The sequence below is a fragment of the Devosia sp. genome (assembly GCF_028290625.1).
In the GTDB taxonomy this organism is placed as follows: Bacteria; Pseudomonadota; Alphaproteobacteria; order Rhizobiales; family Devosiaceae; genus Devosia.
Genome location: NZ_JAQGJM010000044.1, coordinates 21,757 through 38,411, shown reverse-complemented (window position 1 = coordinate 38,411; position 16,655 = coordinate 21,757). Strand labels below are relative to the sequence as shown.

Here is a 16,655-nt window from a genome sequence, read left to right as displayed (position 1 = left end):
GGCTGGTTGTCAGCGATCCACGCCTGAGCCTGGGCGACCCCGTGCTCCCCATCTGCTCCCCACGGACCGTTCGTCGCGGTCCCGCTGGTGTGGGCGATGTGAGGACAGGATAGCGTGGGTTTTGGGGGGCGGGGATAAGATGGCTAAGGGGTAGAAGTTTGCCTGCAATCGCTTCCTAGCGGACGCAACCCAGCGCCGCCGTCATTGCCGGGCTTGTTCCGGCAATCCAGCCTGCCGCGGGCGCGGGAGGCATAGAGATGGATCACCGGGACAAGCCCGGTGATGACGGTGGGGAGCGGTGTGTGTTTGGCAGGTAGCTTTGGGACCTCGGCGCGGTCTATCTAGCGTGGTGGCTTCATCGCCATGCTCACCCCACACTCGGTCTTCCCGCGGGCTTGACCCGCGGGGCACTGGCAGCTCTCACTGAATTCAGTGGGGTGGTGAGAGGCCCGCGGGTCAAGCCCGCGGGAAGGACGGTGGGTAGGGAGGGCCCCAGCCAGGCGCCGATGCCGAAAAATCACAGGATTCTACAATCAAAAATTCGGCATTGAATTGTTTATCGCCCCGCTACCGGGGGTTTGCCGAGCATGGTAACTGTTGGTTAACCACGAGTTCTCATCCTCCGCTAACCAACACGGCGTAGGGGTAAATCAACTCTTTCACTATCGGGCTGCAATTACCTTGAACTCGTCCCTTTTGCACAAGCTTGCAACGATCCTTATCCTCGCCTGGGTCGGCTTTTTCCTGGCTGCCTGCGGCGGCCTGGTCAAGGGCGACAACCGGCAGAATCAGCCGCTGAACAGCGGCCTAGTATCCGCCATCAAGGCCATCGGCTCCACGCCCGGCGAGGGCATGGTGGTACGCCTTTTCAAGGAAGAAAGCGTCGTCGAAGTCTGGAAACGCAGCACCGCCGGCCAATACCGTCTGCTCAAGACGTACCAGATTTGCGCCTTTTCCGGGGGCCTCGGCCCCAAGGTCAAGGAAGGCGATCGCCAGAGCCCAGAGGGCTTTTATACCATCACGCCCGGCCTGATGAATCCGAAGTCCAATTACTACCTGGCCTTCAATACCGGCTTCCCCAACAAGTTCGACCGTTCCTGGGGCCGTACCGGCAGCGATTTGATGATGCATGGCGATTGCTCGTCGCGCGGCTGCTACGCCATGACCGATGAAGGTATTGCGGAGATTTACGTGTTGGCGCGCGAAAGCTTCAAGGGTGGCAATCCGAGCTTCCAGCTCCAGCTGTTCCCGTTCCGCATGACGGCGGCGAACCTCGCCGCCCATGCGTCGGACCCCAACATGCCGTTCTGGAAAGACATCAAGGAAGGCTACGACCTGTTCGAGTTGAACAAGGCGCCGCCGACCTGGGACGTGTGCGAACGGCAATATATTTTCAACGCGACCACGGGCGGGCCGCTCGATGCCATGGGCGCGTGCCCGGTGGTGACAGCGAGCGCGGCGTTGCTCGCCAAGCAGGCCGCGGATGAAGCCGCCGTGGCCAACCATATCCAGAGCGCCGAGCAGCAGGCCGCGTCCGAAGCCGCGATCAAGGCGCGCGGCGCGGCGGTGACCGGCGCTGTGGGTGGGATTTTTGGTGGGATCGGTTCGATGTTCGGCGGCCAGCCGGATGTTGCGCCGGTGATCACCGGGCAGCCGGCTCCGGTGCCGATGCCGCCGTTGGTGCGGAGCTAGGGCAGGCAGCCACCCCTCACCCTGACATTTCTGCTGAACGCAGAAATGTCGGTCCCTCTGCCACAAGGGGAGAGGGGTGACGACTGAGAGCTTTCGGCGCTATCCCCTTCTCCCCTTGTGGGAGAAGGGGCCCGAAGGGCGGATGAGGGGGCTGGCTTTGGCCAATGCAGCCAGCCATCTTTCCGGCGCGATCGTGCGGCACATCCTGAGGGACGCAGGAGCAGGGCATGGTCGAGCGCAAACCGATAGGATCGGGACTGTCGGTTCTGCTCGGGCTCGTTGCGCTGGCAATGCTCGGTATTGGGCTGCCCCTCCTGGTGAACCGTATGTCCGCGCCGCCGTCACTGCCCACGCCGCAGATCGAGCCCGTTTACGACCGCAGCGTGCTGGTCGCCGATCTGCATACGGCTGGCTTTGCGCTGGGCAATCCGGCCTTCATCCGCATCTTCAAGCGTGAGAAGCGGCTGGAAGTGTGGATGCGGGGCGAGGCCAGCACGTTCGAGCTCTTTCGGACCTATGACATTTGCAACTATTCGGGCCGCCTCGGCCCCAAGCTGCGCGAGGGCGACAACCAGGCGCCAGAGGGCTTTTACCGGGTCGGGCGAAAGCAGCTAAACCCCAATTCGCGCCATCACCTGGCGTTCAACCTGGGCTTTCCCAATGCCTATGACCAAAGCTTGGACCGAACCGGGTCGGCGCTGATGGTGCATGGCGGGTGCTCGTCGGTCGGCTGCTATGCGGTGGGTGATCCTAATGTCGACCAGATCTATGCTATTGTGGAGGCTGCGCTGCTGGGTGGACAGGAGGCGGTCGATATCCAGGCGCTGCCCTTCGTGCTGAGTGACGCCAATATGGCGCAGTTGGAGCCGCAGCCGTGGCTGGACTTCTGGAAGAACCTCAAACAGGGTTTTGACCTGTTCGAAGCCGACCGCGTTCCGCCCAAGGTCGGCACCTGCAATGGAGACTATCGCTTTGGACGAGAAGTGGGCACTGCCGGGTGTGTCGAAATCGGATATTGGCGCGCCTGAGAGCCGGCCCGCCAAACCAGCGCAATCGCCACGCCTGTTGATGTTCGCCGTGGGCCTCGTGGCAGTCGCCGCCATCGCGGCGTCGGCCTGGGTCTATGCCGATACGCAGCGCGACCTGAACCGCGTCGCCACAGATATCGCCCAGATCCGCATCAGCCTGCAATTGTTCGGACAGCAGCAGCGCCCGGACGACATCGCGGTGCCGGCCAGCGATACGTTGCAGGACCTCAGTAATCGGCTCGCCATCCTCGAACAGAACTGGCGTGGGCAGGCGCCTGCCAGTGGGACGGCCGCGCTGCCAGCGGCCACGCCGGGCGCCACCACAGCATCAACCGGGCCGGAGACCGACTGTATTCCCCAGGGCAAGCGGTTCCTCGTCGCCAATGGTGACAGTTATCCGATTTGCGGCACCACGGCGGTTGTTGCGGTCACGGAAGTGGCAGCGACCTATGTGTCGTTCACCGATGGAACCATCATCACCGCCGGCGGCAATGCCATCCTCAAGGGCACGCAATGCACCCTGGCCGTGGTGTCGTCGGGGGCGGATGGGATGACGGGGTATGCGGAACTGCGGGTGGGTTGCTAGGACCAGGCGCGGCCGGCATCAGCTGAATGCCGGTGTCTTGACGAAATCGATGAAGGCCCGCAGCGGCGCAGGTACCAGCCGGCGTCCGGGATAATACAGAAACGGCCCCGAAAAACTTGGCCACCATGACTCGAGCACCGGCTCCAGCGCCCCGCTGTCCATCCAGGGCCGCAGCCAATCCTCGAAGATATAGATCAGCCCGCTCCCAGCGATAGCGGCATCCACAGCAAGATCGGTGGTCGTGCCGATGCTCACGATCAGCGGCCCGGTCGGCTCGAGCCGCACCAATTCGCCATCCCGTTCGAACTCCCAGGGCGGCATGGCGCCACTGGGGAAACGGCCCCGCAGGCAGGCATGACCCAGCAATTCGCTGGGATGCTTCGGGCGGCCGCGCCGGGCAAGATAGCTTGGCGCCGCGGCCAGGGCCGACCGCTGCACGCGCGGCCCGATCGGCACCGCGATCATGTCTTGCTCTAGCTTGTCGTCATAGCGAATGCCGGCATCGCACCCAGCGGCCAGCACATCGACGAAGCTTTCCTCGCCGATGACTTCCAGCCTGATATCGGGATAAGCCGCGAGGAACGGCGGCACGATATGCTTGAGCACCAGTCGCGAGGCGCTGACCGGCACATTGAGCCGCAACGTGCCCGCCGGCCGATCGCGAAAGCTATTGACCGCGTCGAGCGAGGCCTCCACCTCACTCAGCGCCGGCCCAAGCCGCGCCAGCAGGCCCTGCCCCGCTTCGGTGGGGACCACGCTGCGCGTCGTGCGGTTGAGCAGGCGCACGCCAAGCTCCGCCTCCAGCCGCCTTATTGCCTCGCTCAGTCCCGAAGCGCTGCTGCCATGAAGCCGCGCCGCCTCACGGAAGCCGCCCGCGCGCGCCACTGCCACAAAGGCGTTGAGATCCCCAAGGTCGGCTTTCATTGTTCGTTTCTCCGCACAGCCTGTGCGGATTGTAGCGGATTATCGCGAGGTTGCGGAGGCCCTATCTGTAGTCGGCAAATGAAGGAGACGATCATGTCCAATATCGAAACCGCCGGTACGTACTCTCTGGGTGGCCACACCGTCAGTCGCCTCGGCTACGGCGCCATGCAACTGGCGGGACCGGGCGTCTTCGGCCCGCCCAAGGATCGCGATGCGGCCCTGGCCGTGCTGCGGGCGGCCGTGGCAGCCGGCGTCAACCACATCGACACCAGCGATTTTTACGGCCCCCACGTCACTAACCAGATTATCCGCGAGGCGCTGTACCCCTATTCCGGCAATCTGACCATCGTCACCAAGATCGGCGCCACGCGCGGCGCGGACGGCTCCTGGAACCCCGCTTTTTCTGCTGAAGCCCTGACCCAGGCGGTGCATGACAACCTGCGCAATCTGGGTGTCGAGACCCTGGACGTGGTCAATCTGCGTGTGATGTTCGCCATGGGCCCCGCCGAAGGCTCGATCGCCGAAACCCTCGGCGTGCTGGTCAATCTGCAGCGACAGGGCCTGGTGCGCCATATCGGGCTCAGCAATGTTACCGCCAACCAGCTCGCCGAAGCCCGCGCCATGGCCGAGATCGTCTGCGTGCAGAACGAATACAACCTGGCCCATCGCGGCGACGATGTCTTGATCGATGATCTGGCCCGCGCCAATATCGCCTATGTGCCGTTCTTTCCCCTCGGCGGCTTCAATCCGCTGCAGTCCACCATCCTGTCCGACGTGGCTGCCCGGTTGGGCGCAACGCCAATGCAAGTCGCGCTGGCCTGGTTGCTGCAGCGCTCGCCCAACATCCTGCTGATCCCGGGCACGTCCTCCGTGGCCCACCTCAACGAGAACCTCGCCGCCGCCACCCTCGAACTGCCTGCCGCCGAAGTCGCTGCTCTCAACGGCATTGCGGGCGCCTAAGTTGGGCGCCGTTGCCATGAAAAAAGCCCGGACCAGCGGTCCGGGCTTTTTTTCATTGGTAAAACCAGCAGCGCCTAGAACGCGCCGTGGCAGTGCTTGAACTTCTTGCCCGAACCGCAGGGGCAGGGGGCGTTGCGCGATACGCCCACCAGCAGCGCCGGATCGATCGGGCGCAGCGTGGTGTCGGCGTCGCTCTCGTCCTGGCTGCCATCGGCGAAGGCGCCAGCAGCGAAGGCAGTGCCCGGCACGGTGCCGGTTACGTCGCTGGTTGCGTCGTTCTCGCCCGTGGTGGGGTCGATATGGACTTCGCTCAGGCGCGACAGGTCGGGGGTCGGCAGGGGCTCGGGCTGGCGGATCTGCAGCTGGATGTGGCTGAGCTGGGTGGTGACCAGTTCGCGCAGGTTGGTCAGCAGCGCTTCGAACAGTTCGAAGGATTCCTGCTTGTATTCGTTGAGCGGATCGCGCTGGGCGATGCCGCGCCAGCCGACCACCTTGGAGAGGTGATCGAGCGTCACCAGATGCTCGCGCCACAGGCCGTCGATCGACTGCAGCAGGATGGACTTTTCCACCTGGCGCATGATGTCGGGCGAATACTGCGCGGCCTTGGCGGCGGCGCCGGCATTGGCCAGGTCGAGGAGGCGCTCCTCGACGGTTTCCTGGTCGATGCCCTCTTCGGCGGCCCAAGCCTCGATCGGCGCATCGACGTTCAGATAGGTCTTGGCGGCGGCGGTGAGCTGCTCGATGTTCCACTGCTCGGGATAGGAGCGCGGTGGAATGGACTTGGCGGCAATGGCCTCCACCACATAGTGGCGCATATCCTTGACGGTGTCGCTGACGTCCTCGGCATCCATCATTTCGATACGCTGCTCGAAGATCACCTTGCGCTGATCGTTCATCACGTCGTCGTATTTGAGGATGTTCTTGCGGATGTCGAAGTTGCGGCTTTCGACCTTGCCCTGGGCGCGCTCGATAGCCTTGGTAACCCACGGATGGGTGATGCTTTCGCCCTGCTCGAGGCCGAGCTTGCCGAGCATGGAATCCATGGAGTCGACCGGGAAAATGCGCATCAGGTCGTCCTGAAGGCTCAGGAAGAAGGCCGAATGGCCCGGATCGCCCTGACGGCCCGAACGGCCGCGGAGCTGGTTGTCGATGCGGCGCGACTCGTGGCGCTCGGTGCCGATCACCATCAGGCCGCCAGCGGCGATCGCCTTGGCCTTGTTGGTGGCGATGGTCGCCTTGATGTTCTCGATCTTGGCATCGCGCTCGGCGCCCTCAAGACCTTCGGTCTCGCGCTCGATGCGCATTTCGAGGTTGCCGCCGAGCTGGATGTCGGTGCCGCGACCGGCCATGTTGGTGGCGATGGTGATGGCACCCGGCAGGCCGGCATCAGCCACGATATGGGCTTCCTGCTCGTGATGGCGCGCGTTCAGCACGTTCATCTCGCCGACATTCTTCTTGCGCAGCAGGTCGGCCAGCATTTCCGATTTTTCAATCGAGGTGGTGCCGACCAGCACCGGCTGGCCGCGATCCTGGCACTGCTTGATCAGGTCGGCGATAGCGTCGAACTTTTCGGCCGCGGTGCGGAAAATGGCGTCTTCGTCATCCTGGCGCTGCACCGGCACGTTGGTGGGCACCGTCACGACGTCGAGCTTGTAGATGTCGGCGAACTCTTCGGCTTCGGTCGCGGCCGTACCGGTCATGCCGGCCAGCTTCTTGTAGAGGCGGAAATAGTTCTGGAAGGTGATCGAGGCCAGGGTCTGGTTTTCCGGCTGGATCTTGACGTGTTCCTTGGCTTCCAGCGCTTGGTGCAGGCCTTCCGAATAGCGGCGGCCCGGCATCATGCGGCCAGAGAACTCGTCGATGATGACGACTTCGCCGCCTTCGGGAGTCTGGCGGACGATATAGTCCTTATCCTTGCGGAACAGGCGGTGGGCGCGCAGGGCCGAATTGGCGTGATGCACCAAAGCGACGTTCTCGATGTCGTAGAGCGAGCCCGATTTCATCAGGCCGCTGTCGGTCAGCGCGGCTTCCAGCTTCTCGACACCGGCATCGGTGAAGGTCGCTGCGCGCTGCTTTTCGTCCAGCTCGAAATCGTCGTCACCGATGATCGGCATCAGCGCGTCGAGGGTGGTGTAGAGCTCGCTGCGATCGTCGGACGGTCCCGAAATGATCAGCGGCGTGCGCGCCTCGTCGATGAGGATGGAGTCAACTTCGTCGACGATGCCATAGGCATGGCCGCGCTGCACCATCTGGGCGCGCGTGTACTTCATGTTGTCGCGGAGGTAATCGAAGCCCAGCTCGTTATTGGTGGCATAGGTGATGTCGGCGGCATAGGCGGCCTTGCGCTCGGCATCGGTCAGGCCATGCACGATCACACCCCAGGACAGACCCAGGAAATTGTAGATCTGGCCCATCCAGGCGGCGTCGCGCCTGACCAGGTAGTCGTTGACGGTGACCAGGTGCGCGCCCTTGCCGGTCAGGGCATTGAGATACATCGGCAGCGTCGCCACCAGGGTCTTGCCCTCGCCGGTACGCATCTCGGCAATGCCGCGGTCGTTCATCACCATGCCGCCGATCAGCTGCACGTCGAAATGGCGCATGCCGAGAACGCGCTTGGAGGCTTCACGCACCGTGGCGAAAGCGGGCACGATCAAATCATCGAGATCGGCGCCTTTGGCGAGCTGATCCTTGAATACGGCCGTCCGTGCCTTCAACTGGTCATCGGAAAGCTTTTCCAGCTCGGCCTCAAGCGCGTTGATCGCGGCGACCTTGGCGTGGAAGCGCTTCACATGCCGGTCCGACGGAGAACCGAAAATCCTCCGGGCAAGCGCTGCTAGTGCCATATGTCAGGTCCTTTTGATGCTCATCGCTGCGGTGAGAAGCCATAGTCTATGGGCGGATTTGCGGCCATGGAAGTCAGCCTCATCAGCGCGATGGTGGGGCGGTCCGCGCCCCGAATGTCTGTTGTCCATGATCGCGCCGGAATTGCGGTCCGGCTATGTCTCTCATGGTCGTCAAATGCGCTGTTGATGTAAGAGCGAGGCCCTGTCTTGTCAACGTCGCCGAAATGGGCGACATCTTCGCCGCCCTCCCGGAAATGGTCCGGCCAGGCTGGTTTTTTCCGGGCGCAATGACGACGGATTGACCTGGTCTGGCACATTTTGGCCCCGTTACCGTGCGAGGGGCAGGCCGACGGCGCGATCTGTTCCGCCGCCTGTCGCCGAAACAGGGTGCCGCCGCGTCGCGGGCCATAACGAGCATCGGCGCCCCAGCAGGGTGCCGGCAAGGAGAATGCTTTGATGTCGAATACTTCCAAACGCCTCGTCCAGACTGTCAGCATGCTGGCGCTGGTCCTGGCGAGCGTGGCCATTGCGCCGGTCATGGCGCAGGACGCCGCCCCCGCGGCTCCCGCCGCCACCGATGCGCCGGCCGCTCCCGCAGCCGCCCCGGTTGCGCCCAAGCCCGAAGATGTGGTTGCCACGGTTGGCGACGATACCATTACCGAGGCCGACCTTTCCTTCGCGTCCGAAGACCTGGCGCAGGAACTCAGCCAGATGCCGCCGGCCGAGCAGCGCGCCTTCCTCGTGCGCGTTTTGATCGACATGAAGGTGATGTCCAAGGCCGCCAAGGATGCCGGCATGGACGCGACCCCGCTGTTCCAGCAGCGCCTCGACTATCTGAAAGAGCGCGCCCTGCGCCGCGTCTATTTCTCGGATGCCATCGCCAATACGGTCACCGAAGACGCCGTGCGCGCCAAGTATGCCGAATATGTTGCGGCCTTCAAGCCGGCCCCGGAAATCCACGCCAGCCACATCCTGGTCAAGACCAAGGAAGAGGCCGATGCCATTGAGCAGCAGCTTAAGGACGGCGGCGATTTTGCGGCGATCGCCAAGGAAAAGTCGATCGATCCGGGCGCGGCCAATGGCGGCGACCTGGGCTTCTTCTCCAAGGGCATGATGGTTGGCCCGTTCGAGGACGCTGCGTTCGCGCTGACCGATGTCGGCCAGATTTCGGCGCCGGTGGAATCCCAGTTCGGCTGGCACATCATCAAGCTTGAGGAAAAGCGCGAGTCCGCCGCTCCCCCGATCGAGCAGATCGGCGGCCAGTTGCAGCAGCAGTTGCTGATGAGCACGTTTGACGGCGTGGTCGCCAAGCTGATGGACGGCGTCAAGATCGACATTCCGGATGCCGCGCTGGCGGCTGCGGTTGCGGCGCAGACCGATCCGGCGGCGACGGAGTCCGCGGGTGATGCGGCGCCGGCCCAATAAGCTGGGCGTTCAGCTCAAGATTGAAAGGCGGGGCTTCGGGCCCCGCTTTTTTGTTGGTGGTTGGGGGCAACACGAAGGCCTCCCGGTTCTCGGTGTCACCCCGGCGCAGGCCGGGGCCCATCCCGAGATCGTGGCGCGAGCCGCTAGATCGCGGGATAAACACAGCCATCTTGCGGCTGTGGCGTTATCTCAGGATGGGTACCGGCCTACGCCGGTATGACACCGTGGGTGGGGTGGCTTTGTGCCAGAAGCGATAGCGATTGCGGCGTGATCTAAAACGTCGACCCGATAGCCAAAAACTTTTCGCGGCGGTGTTCGCGGGTTTCGAGGCGCCCCTTGCCGGCGAAGTCGGACAGGAAGGTGGTGATGGCGCTGCGGGTGGCGTCCATGACGAACTGGGGCTGGCGATGCGCGCCGCCCGAAGGCTCGGGGATTATGCCGTCGATGACGCCGAAGCCGAGCAGGTCGGTGGCGGTGATCTTCATATTGGTGGCGGCGTCCTGGGCGCGGGCCGCGTCTTTCCACAGGATCGAGGCGCCGCCTTCGGGCGAGATCACCGAATAGATGGCGTGTTCGAGCATCAGCACGCGATTGGTGGTGGCGATGGCGATGGCGCCGCCGGAGCCGCCTTCACCGATGATGATGGCGAGGTTCGGCACGCCCAGCTCCAGTGACTTTTCAGTCGATCGGGCAATGGCCTCGGCCTGGCCACGTTCCTCGGCGCCGATGCCCGGATAGGCGCCTGCGGTATCGACGAACGACACCAGAGGGATATTGAAGCGGTCGGCCATGTCCATGATGCGGACGGCCTTGCGATAGCCTTCGGGGCGGGCCATGCCGAAGTTATGGCGCAGCCGGCTTTCGGTGGAGTTGCCCTTTTCCTGACCCAGAATGGCAATGGACTGGCCATTGAAGCGGCCAAGGCCGGCCTGGATAGCGGAATCCTCGGCAAATTTGCGGTCGCCGGCGAGGGGCGCCCATTCGGTGATCAGCCCGGCGATGTAATCGGAAAAATGGGGGCGCTGGGGATGACGGGCGACCTGGGTCTTCTGCCAGGGCGTCAGGCGCTTGTAGATATCGACCAGCGCCTCGTCGGCGCGCGCGGAGAGGCGGTTGACTTCCTCGTCGATGCTGACGGCCTGATCGGTCGTGGCAAGCGCCTTGAGTTCGGCGATCTTGCCTTCAAGCTCGGCGACCGGCTTTTCGAAATCGAGATAAGACTGCATTCCACCTGCCCGTTTGGGTCTTGTTACGCGACCCGTCCATAGGGCCGCTGCTGTTGCGCCCTAAAGTGGCCGCAAAGTGGCGACCGCGCAATGCAGTGTCAAGCTTAGCGCGCCTTGTGGGTCGCGTCCGCAATGGCGGCGCGGAGTTCATCCACAGTTTCGGTGATGTGAACCGAGGCGCCATAGGGCGCAATCGGGGCGGTCAGGTTGACGATGACCTGATCGTTGATGATCTCGCCGGAATGGTCGCGGCGGGGGCCATAGGAAATGCCCACGATGTGGGAGGCGTTGATGATGACCGAATTGGTGTCGGTGGCGGTCAGGTCGATCCAGATGGGATTGGTCATGCAAACTACTCCGCGAGAGGATGGTGCGTTTCCACGAGGGTGCGCAACTTCTCGTCTAGCACATGGGTATAGATCTGGGTGGTTGAAATATCGGCGTGGCCGAGCAGCATCTGCACCACGCGCAGATCGGCCCCGCCATGCAGCAGGTGGCTGGCAAAGGCGTGGCGAAGCACATGGGGCGCAACGCGAGCGGAGCTGATGCCGGCATCGACGGCCAGCTTTTTGAGGTCGCGGGCGAAGAGCTGGCGGGAGAGATAGCCCTCGGCGCTATTGGCGGGGAAGAGCCAGGGCCCGGGTTCGAGGGTTTTGAGATAGATCTTGATAGCGTCACGGGCGCGGTCATTGACGGGCACGACGCGGTCCTTGTTGCCCTTGCCGGTTATGGTGAGGAAGCTGGCATCGCGCATCACGGCGGAGCGCTTGAGGCTGACCAGTTCGGATACGCGCATGCCGGTGGCATAGAGCAGTTCGAGCAGGAGATAGAGGCGGAGGGACGCGGCCTGTTTTTGCGGGGAGGCATCGCGGTTGGCCTGGGCTTCGGCGGTGGTCAGGAGCGTGTCGACCTCGGCGATACTGAGCACCTTGGGCAGGGGGCGGCGGGCTTTTGGGCTGGCGATGATGCGGGTGGGATCGTCGCCACGCATGCCATCGGCGCAGAGGAAGCGGTGGAACTGGCGGATCGCCGAGAGGCGGCGGGCGGAGGAAGCGGCCGAAAGGCCGTCGCGCTTGAGGTGATCGAGATAGGAAGCGACATGTTCGCGGCCGCCGGTGAGCAGGGTCTGCTGATGGCCGAGCAGGAAGCCCGAATAATCGGCAAGATCGCGCTGATAGGCCTCGATGGTGTTTTTGGCCGCACCGCGTTCGGCGCTCATCATTTCGAGGAACGCCGAGATCAGGTGGCCGCCGCTCATTCTTCGGGAATGGCCGCGGCAGGGCCCGTGGCTTCGGGGGCGGGCTGCGGGGCCGGGGCGACCAGTGATGGCGGCTCGGCCGGGGTGGTGCTGCCGGGCAAGGCGGGGGCGCTTTCGTTGAGCAGGTCGCGTGCCGGAATGCGGATGGTGACTTCCTTGGGCTTGGGCTCGACGAAAGCCACAAGCACGAACATGCCCGCGTAAACGAGACCGGCCAGGAATAGTAGGGTGATAATCAGGCGAATAAGAGTGGGCATGGCAATCCCGACCGCAAAACTACGAGACTATTTGCAAATTCACTCTGGCGGCCATCTACAGCGGTTTTCTGCGCTTCCGGTGCTCACGTACCAAAGTACGCTGCGCTCCGGTTCTCGAAAACCACCGCATCTGACTCGCCAGAGCGAATTTCCAAACAGCCTCTTGGCGCAATATGGCATCAAAAGCTTTCGAACTGGTAGGGATCGTATCGAGGGTATGACGAGGCAAGTTCTTGACAGACACGGTCCACCCCGCTTGATACGCTTAAGACACATGCGGAGCGTCTTGTGAGCAGACCCGACACGGCAGAGCGCCACGCGCGTGCCCAAGACCTGATCGACTTGCTGGATGGGCGACCCCTGGTGCTGGTCGGGATGATGGGCGCCGGCAAGACCACGGTGGGACGGCGGCTGGCCAGCCAATTGGGCCGCACCTTTCTCGACAGCGATGACGAAATCGAAAAAGCCGCGCAGATGACGATCCCCGAGATTTTCGAGCAGCGCGGGGAACCTGAATTCCGCGCCGGCGAAACGCGAGTGATCACGCGGGTGCTCAAGGATCGCGATATTGTGCTGGCCACGGGTGGTGGCGCCTTCGTCAGTCCCGAGACGCGGGCGCAGGTCAAGGCGGGCGCGGTGTCGGTGTGGATCAAGGCGGATTTCGACCTGCTGTTCCAGCGGGTGTCGCGGCGCTCCAACCGGCCGCTGCTGAAGACCGCCAATCCACGGGCGACATTGCAAAAACTGATCGAGGATCGCTATCCGATCTATGCCGAGGCCGATGTGACCGTGGTGTCGCGCGATGTGCCGCAGGACGTGGTGGCGGCCGATCTGATCGAGGCGGTTCTCGCTCATCTCCAAAGCTGAAAGATTCTTGATGGCTGAGATTGCCCATACCGTTCACGTTGCGCTTGGTGAGCGGGCTTATGATATTTTGATCGGCGACCGACTGCTCGATGATGCGGGCGCGATCCTGGCGGAGCGGTTTCCGGGGCGGCGCTACGGCATCATCACTGACGAGAACGTCGCCAAGGCGCAATTGCCGCGGCTGCTGGCATCGCTGGATGCGGCGGGGCTGGGACATTCCGAGATTATCTTGCCGGCCGGGGAGAGCACCAAGTCGTTCGCGCATTTGCAGACCGCAGTCGAGGGGCTGCTGGCGGCCAAGCTGGAGCGGGGCGATCTGGTGATCGCTCTGGGCGGCGGGGTGATCGGGGATCTGGCGGGGTTTGCGGCATCAATCACCCGACGGGGCATGGATTTCGTGCAGATGCCGACGTCGCTGCTAGCGCAGGTGGATTCTTCGGTCGGTGGCAAGACCGGGATCAATTCGCCGCATGGCAAGAATTTGATTGGGGCGTTCCACCAGCCAAAACTGGTGCTGGCGGACCTGTCGACGCTCAATAGCCTCGATGCGCGGCAGTTCGCGGCGGGGTATGCCGAGGTCGTCAAATACGGGCTGATCGACGACGAGGACTTTTTCTTCTGGCTGGAAGAAAACCAGGCAGAGATTTTTGCGGGTGGACCGGCGCGGGGCGAAGCGATTGCGCGCTGCTGCCTGCACAAGGCGCGCGTCGTCATCGAGGACGAGAAGGAGTTGGGTGTACGTGCGTTGCTCAATCTGGGGCATACGTTCGGGCATGCGCTGGAAAAAGACACCGGCTATGGCGACCGGCTGCTGCATGGCGAGGGCGTGGCCATCGGCATGGTGCTTGCGCACGGCTTTTCGGCCCGGCTGGGGCTGGCGCCGAGCCAGGATACCGGGCGGATCGTGGCGCATTTGAAAAAGAGCGGCCTGCCCACTATATTGGGTGACATTCCGGGTACGCTCGGCAGCACCGAGACATTGATGGCGGCGATCGCGCAGGACAAGAAGGTCTCGCGCGGGGCGCTGACGTTCATTTTGACGCGCGGGATCGGGAAGGCGTTTATCGAGAAGGGCGTGGACCCGGTTGCGGTGAGCGGGTTTTTGGATGATATGCGCGGTTGATCTGCCTTACCTTCTCCCCTTGTGGGAGAAGGTGCCCGAAGGGCGGATGAGGGGTGCTATACCCCCGCAGGCCTTGAGTGTATGGAGGGCGCAGCACCCCTCACCCTGAAATTCTGCTGGACGCAGAATTTCTGTCCCTCTCCCACAAGGGGCGAGGGAGAAAGAACTAGACGGCGGTAGGCAATTCGAACGGGCCATCGACGGGCAAAACCTCGATGGCGAGGGCGTGGACGCTGGCTTTGAGTTCGGCGTCGAGTGTTTCCATGACGGCGCGGTGTTGCGCCACGCGCGACTTGCCCTCAAGATGGCGGGTCGCGATTCTGACACGAAAATGGGTTTCACCACCCTCCCGCCACCCGGAATGACCGTGGTGCTGTTGGGATTCGTCGATGACTTCGAGATGAGTGGGCATAAACGCCCGGGTCAGCTTGTCAGTGATTGTGTCTGTCATGGACATGGTTTGGCGATCTGTTGAGTAAATTTGAGCAAGTAGCTAGGCGCAATGAAATCCGATTCCAAGCTCTTCGATAATATCCGTATCCGGTCGCGTCGCGACGTAAAACCCGAACCCGCGGCCATTACGTGCGATTGGGACGGATGCGAGAAGCCGGCCACGCACAAGGCGCCCAAGGGTAGTCGCAGTGCAGGGGAGTATTTCAACTACTGCCTCGAGCATGTGCGCCAGTACAATGCAACCTTCAACTTCTTTGCCGGGATGGACAAGGAGGCGCTGGACGAAGCGCTGCATACGCCACCCCAGCCCGAGGCCCGCACCAGCTTTGCGACCGGACAGGCCGGGGCGCGCAAGTCCGCGACCGCCAAGACGGCAGGGCTCGGAAGCGGCGACAAATATGGCGATCCGTTCGGCGTGTTCGCCAAGTATAGGCATCGGCAGGCACAGAAGCCGGCTGAGGAACGCTCGCGGCCGCTGCATGAGCAGGACCGGCGTGCGCTGGAAACCATGGGCATTCTGGGCCAGGCCAAGTCCGAAGAGATCAAGAAGGCCTACAAGACGCTGGTCAAGCTGCACCATCCCGATGCCAATGGCGGCGACAAGTCGTCCGAGGATCGCCTGCGTGCCGTTATTGCGGCCTATGCGCATCTCAAAAAGGCCGGCTTCGTCGCGAAGTAGATGTTGCCACGCCCCCGTGGTTCGAGGCTCGTGAAGAACTCGCACCTCACCATGAGGGCTACTGGGTACTCATTATCAACAGACCTCATGGTGAGGTGCGCTTCAGCCCTCGAACCACGAGGGCGTGTCATTGAAGCCACCGAGTTATGCGTGTCACCGGCTACCCCGGCCGTCACATTGCTGCTATAGAGCCCGCACTTTCGTCTGTCCCCCCGCCCTTAAGTCCTTGCTGCCAAGAGCCCTGCCATGAGCGAATTTACCAACCTGCCCGACACCGACTACAAGGCCCGCGACCTGTTTGGGATCGATACCGACATGGTGGTGCGCGGCTATGCCGAGCGCACTTCCCATGTGCCGCCGCTCGATCCGGATTACCTGTTCGACCGCAACACCACTTTGGCGATCCTGGCAGGCTTTGCCTACAACCGCCGCGTCATGGTGCAGGGCTATCACGGCACCGGTAAATCGACGCATATCGAGCAGGTCGCCGCGCGGCTGAACTGGCCGATGGTGCGCGTGAACCTCGACAGCCATGTGTCGCGTATCGATCTCGTCGGCAAGGACGCGATCGTTCTCAAGGACGGCAAGCAGATTACCGAATTCCGCGACGGCATTTTGCCGTGGGCGGTGCAGAACAATGTGGCGCTGGTGTTCGACGAATACGACGCCGGCCGCCCGGACGTGATGTTCGTGATCCAGCGCGTGCTGGAAGTGGCGGGCCGGCTGACGCTGCTCGACCAGAACCGCGTCATCGTGCCCCATCCGGCGTTCCGGCTGTTCTCGACCACCAATACGATCGGCCTGGGCGATACGTCGGGCCTCTATCACGGCACCCAGCAGATCAACCAGGGCCAGATGGACCGCTGGAGCCTGGTGACGACGCTGAACTACCTGCCGCATGACAAGGAAGTCGGCATCGTCCTGGCCAAGGCCAAGAGCTATGCGGCCAATGACAAGGGCAAGAAGACCGTCTCGAACATGGTGCGTCTCGCGGACCTGACGCGCTCGGCCTTCATCAACGGCGACCTGTCGACGGTGATGAGCCCGCGTACGGTGATCACCTGGGCCGAAAATGCCGAGATCTTCGGCGATATCGGGTTTTCGTTCCGCCTGACGTTCCTGAACAAGTGCGACGAGCTGGAACGCCCGGTGGTGGCCGAGTTCTATCAGCGCGTGTTTGGGGAAGACCTTCCCGAGTCGTCGGCGAACCTGGCGGTCGCGGTCTAAATTACCCACCGGGTCATTCCCGCGAAGGCGGGAACCTCCGTTTTGGGATGCTCAAGCAAACAGGGGTTCCCGCCTTCGCGGGAATGACTCCGTGGAGACTGGAAGCG

General features: G+C 63.0%; 16 protein-coding genes. 9 read left to right on the top strand and 7 right to left on the bottom strand.

Features of this window, described 5'->3' with window-relative positions; genetic code table 11:
- The first annotated feature begins 696 nt into the window (after positions 1-696).
- The 3 genes from JWR51_RS22970 (at position 697) to JWR51_RS22960 (ending at position 3,306) form a co-directional block, all read left to right on the top strand.
- A complete protein-coding gene (locus JWR51_RS22970) occupies positions 697-1,692 on the top strand; it encodes a murein L,D-transpeptidase family protein (protein ID WP_299753291.1) in 996 nt (331 codons plus the stop codon).
- 227 nt (positions 1,693-1,919) lie between these two features.
- Complete coding sequence (locus tag JWR51_RS22965; protein ID WP_299753289.1) at positions 1,920-2,720, top strand: murein L,D-transpeptidase family protein; 801 nt, start codon at positions 1,920-1,922, stop codon at positions 2,718-2,720.
- Positions 2,665-3,306, top strand: coding sequence for a hypothetical protein (locus JWR51_RS22960; RefSeq protein WP_299753287.1), 642 nt, complete (start codon positions 2,665-2,667; stop codon positions 3,304-3,306). Before JWR51_RS22965 ends, JWR51_RS22960 begins: the two co-directional genes overlap by 56 nt.
- An 18-nt stretch (positions 3,307-3,324) precedes the next feature.
- On the opposite strand, the gene JWR51_RS22955 is transcribed toward JWR51_RS22960, so the two are convergent.
- Positions 3,325-4,230 carry a LysR family transcriptional regulator gene (locus JWR51_RS22955; protein ID WP_299753285.1) on the bottom strand — a complete coding sequence of 302 codons (906 nt, stop codon included), beginning with the start codon at positions 4,228-4,230 and terminating at the stop codon, positions 3,325-3,327.
- A gap of 93 nt (positions 4,231-4,323) precedes the next feature.
- Here JWR51_RS22955 and JWR51_RS22950 point away from each other — a divergent pair, with 93 nt between their 5' ends.
- The gene (locus JWR51_RS22950) at positions 4,324-5,190 is read left to right on the top strand and encodes an aldo/keto reductase family oxidoreductase (RefSeq protein WP_299753283.1); all 867 of its coding nucleotides are present in this window, start codon (positions 4,324-4,326) and stop codon (positions 5,188-5,190) included.
- A gap of 74 nt (positions 5,191-5,264) precedes the next feature.
- Here the strand turns inward: JWR51_RS22950 and secA are convergent, their stop codons facing one another.
- Positions 5,265-8,033: a preprotein translocase subunit SecA gene (secA, locus tag JWR51_RS22945; RefSeq protein WP_299753281.1), complete on the bottom strand. Its 2,769-nt coding sequence runs from the start codon at positions 8,031-8,033 to the stop codon at positions 5,265-5,267.
- Positions 8,034-8,489: 456 nt separating this feature from the next.
- Between secA and JWR51_RS22940 the strand changes: the two genes are divergently transcribed.
- On the top strand, positions 8,490-9,458 hold the full coding sequence (locus JWR51_RS22940) for a peptidylprolyl isomerase (RefSeq protein ID WP_299753279.1): 969 nt from the start codon (positions 8,490-8,492) through the stop codon (positions 9,456-9,458).
- Between the two features lie 272 nt (positions 9,459-9,730).
- Here JWR51_RS22940 and JWR51_RS22935 read toward each other — a convergent pair whose 3' ends face one another.
- The 4 genes from JWR51_RS22935 to JWR51_RS24080 all read right to left on the bottom strand — a co-directional run bounded on the left by JWR51_RS22935 (position 9,731) and on the right by JWR51_RS24080 (position 12,199).
- Complete coding sequence (locus JWR51_RS22935) at positions 9,731-10,684, bottom strand: acetyl-CoA carboxylase carboxyltransferase subunit alpha (protein WP_299753277.1); 954 nt, start codon at positions 10,682-10,684, stop codon at positions 9,731-9,733.
- 104 nt (positions 10,685-10,788) lie between these two features.
- Complete coding sequence (locus JWR51_RS22930; protein ID WP_299753275.1) at positions 10,789-11,031, bottom strand: hypothetical protein; 243 nt, start codon at positions 11,029-11,031, stop codon at positions 10,789-10,791.
- A gap of 5 nt (positions 11,032-11,036) precedes the next feature.
- Positions 11,037-11,942, bottom strand: coding sequence for a site-specific tyrosine recombinase XerD (locus JWR51_RS22925; RefSeq protein WP_299753273.1), 906 nt, complete (start codon positions 11,940-11,942; stop codon positions 11,037-11,039).
- Positions 11,939-12,199, bottom strand: coding sequence for a hypothetical protein (locus JWR51_RS24080; RefSeq protein ID WP_366525642.1), 261 nt, complete (start codon positions 12,197-12,199; stop codon positions 11,939-11,941). The genes JWR51_RS22925 and JWR51_RS24080 overlap by 4 nt, the downstream gene beginning before the upstream one ends.
- Before the next feature lie 288 nt (positions 12,200-12,487).
- Here JWR51_RS24080 and JWR51_RS22915 point away from each other — a divergent pair, with 288 nt between their 5' ends.
- Both JWR51_RS22915 and aroB read left to right on the top strand, forming a co-directional pair.
- The gene (locus JWR51_RS22915) at positions 12,488-13,066 is read left to right on the top strand and encodes a shikimate kinase (protein ID WP_299753271.1); all 579 of its coding nucleotides are present in this window, start codon (positions 12,488-12,490) and stop codon (positions 13,064-13,066) included.
- 10 nt (positions 13,067-13,076) lie between these two features.
- Positions 13,077-14,189 carry a 3-dehydroquinate synthase gene (aroB, locus tag JWR51_RS22910; RefSeq protein ID WP_299753269.1) on the top strand — a complete coding sequence of 371 codons (1,113 nt, stop codon included), beginning with the start codon at positions 13,077-13,079 and terminating at the stop codon, positions 14,187-14,189.
- A gap of 166 nt (positions 14,190-14,355) precedes the next feature.
- Here aroB and JWR51_RS22905 read toward each other — a convergent pair whose 3' ends face one another.
- Positions 14,356-14,646 (bottom strand): BolA family protein, encoded by a 291-nt coding sequence (locus JWR51_RS22905; RefSeq protein WP_299753267.1) that lies wholly within the window; start codon positions 14,644-14,646, stop codon positions 14,356-14,358.
- A gap of 45 nt (positions 14,647-14,691) precedes the next feature.
- On the opposite strand from JWR51_RS22905, the gene JWR51_RS22900 reads away from it, so the two are divergent.
- Positions 14,692-15,321: a DnaJ domain-containing protein gene (locus tag JWR51_RS22900; protein WP_299753265.1), complete on the top strand. Its 630-nt coding sequence runs from the start codon at positions 14,692-14,694 to the stop codon at positions 15,319-15,321.
- A 246-nt stretch (positions 15,322-15,567) separates the two neighbouring features.
- On the top strand, positions 15,568-16,548 hold the full coding sequence (cobS, locus tag JWR51_RS22895) for a cobaltochelatase subunit CobS (protein ID WP_299753263.1): 981 nt from the start codon (positions 15,568-15,570) through the stop codon (positions 16,546-16,548).
- Positions 16,549-16,655: the final 107 nt, after the last annotated feature.

Bases quoted from the DNA above. Each gene is read 5' to 3' on its own strand.
- JWR51_RS22965 (WP_299753289.1), top strand. From the start codon at position 1,920: ATGGTCGAGCGCAAACCGATAGGATCGGGACTGTCGGTTCTGCTCGGG.
- JWR51_RS22955 (WP_299753285.1), bottom strand. From the start codon at position 4,230: ATGAAAGCCGACCTTGGGGATCTCAACGCCTTTGTGGCAGTGGCGCGC.
- JWR51_RS22950 (WP_299753283.1), top strand. From the start codon at position 4,324: ATGTCCAATATCGAAACCGCCGGTACGTACTCTCTGGGTGGCCACACC.
- secA (WP_299753281.1), bottom strand. From the start codon at position 8,033: ATGGCACTAGCAGCGCTTGCCCGGAGGATTTTCGGTTCTCCGTCGGAC.
- JWR51_RS22940 (WP_299753279.1), top strand. From the start codon at position 8,490: ATGTCGAATACTTCCAAACGCCTCGTCCAGACTGTCAGCATGCTGGCG.
- JWR51_RS22935 (WP_299753277.1), bottom strand. From the start codon at position 10,684: ATGCAGTCTTATCTCGATTTCGAAAAGCCGGTCGCCGAGCTTGAAGGC.
- JWR51_RS22930 (WP_299753275.1), bottom strand. From the start codon at position 11,031: ATGACCAATCCCATCTGGATCGACCTGACCGCCACCGACACCAATTCG.
- JWR51_RS22925 (WP_299753273.1), bottom strand. From the start codon at position 11,942: ATGAGCGGCGGCCACCTGATCTCGGCGTTCCTCGAAATGATGAGCGCC.
- JWR51_RS24080 (WP_366525642.1), bottom strand. From the start codon at position 12,199: ATGCCCACTCTTATTCGCCTGATTATCACCCTACTATTCCTGGCCGGT.
- aroB (WP_299753269.1), top strand. From the start codon at position 13,077: ATGGCTGAGATTGCCCATACCGTTCACGTTGCGCTTGGTGAGCGGGCT.
- JWR51_RS22905 (WP_299753267.1), bottom strand. From the start codon at position 14,646: ATGTCCATGACAGACACAATCACTGACAAGCTGACCCGGGCGTTTATG.
- JWR51_RS22900 (WP_299753265.1), top strand. From the start codon at position 14,692: ATGAAATCCGATTCCAAGCTCTTCGATAATATCCGTATCCGGTCGCGT.
- cobS (WP_299753263.1), top strand. From the start codon at position 15,568: ATGAGCGAATTTACCAACCTGCCCGACACCGACTACAAGGCCCGCGAC.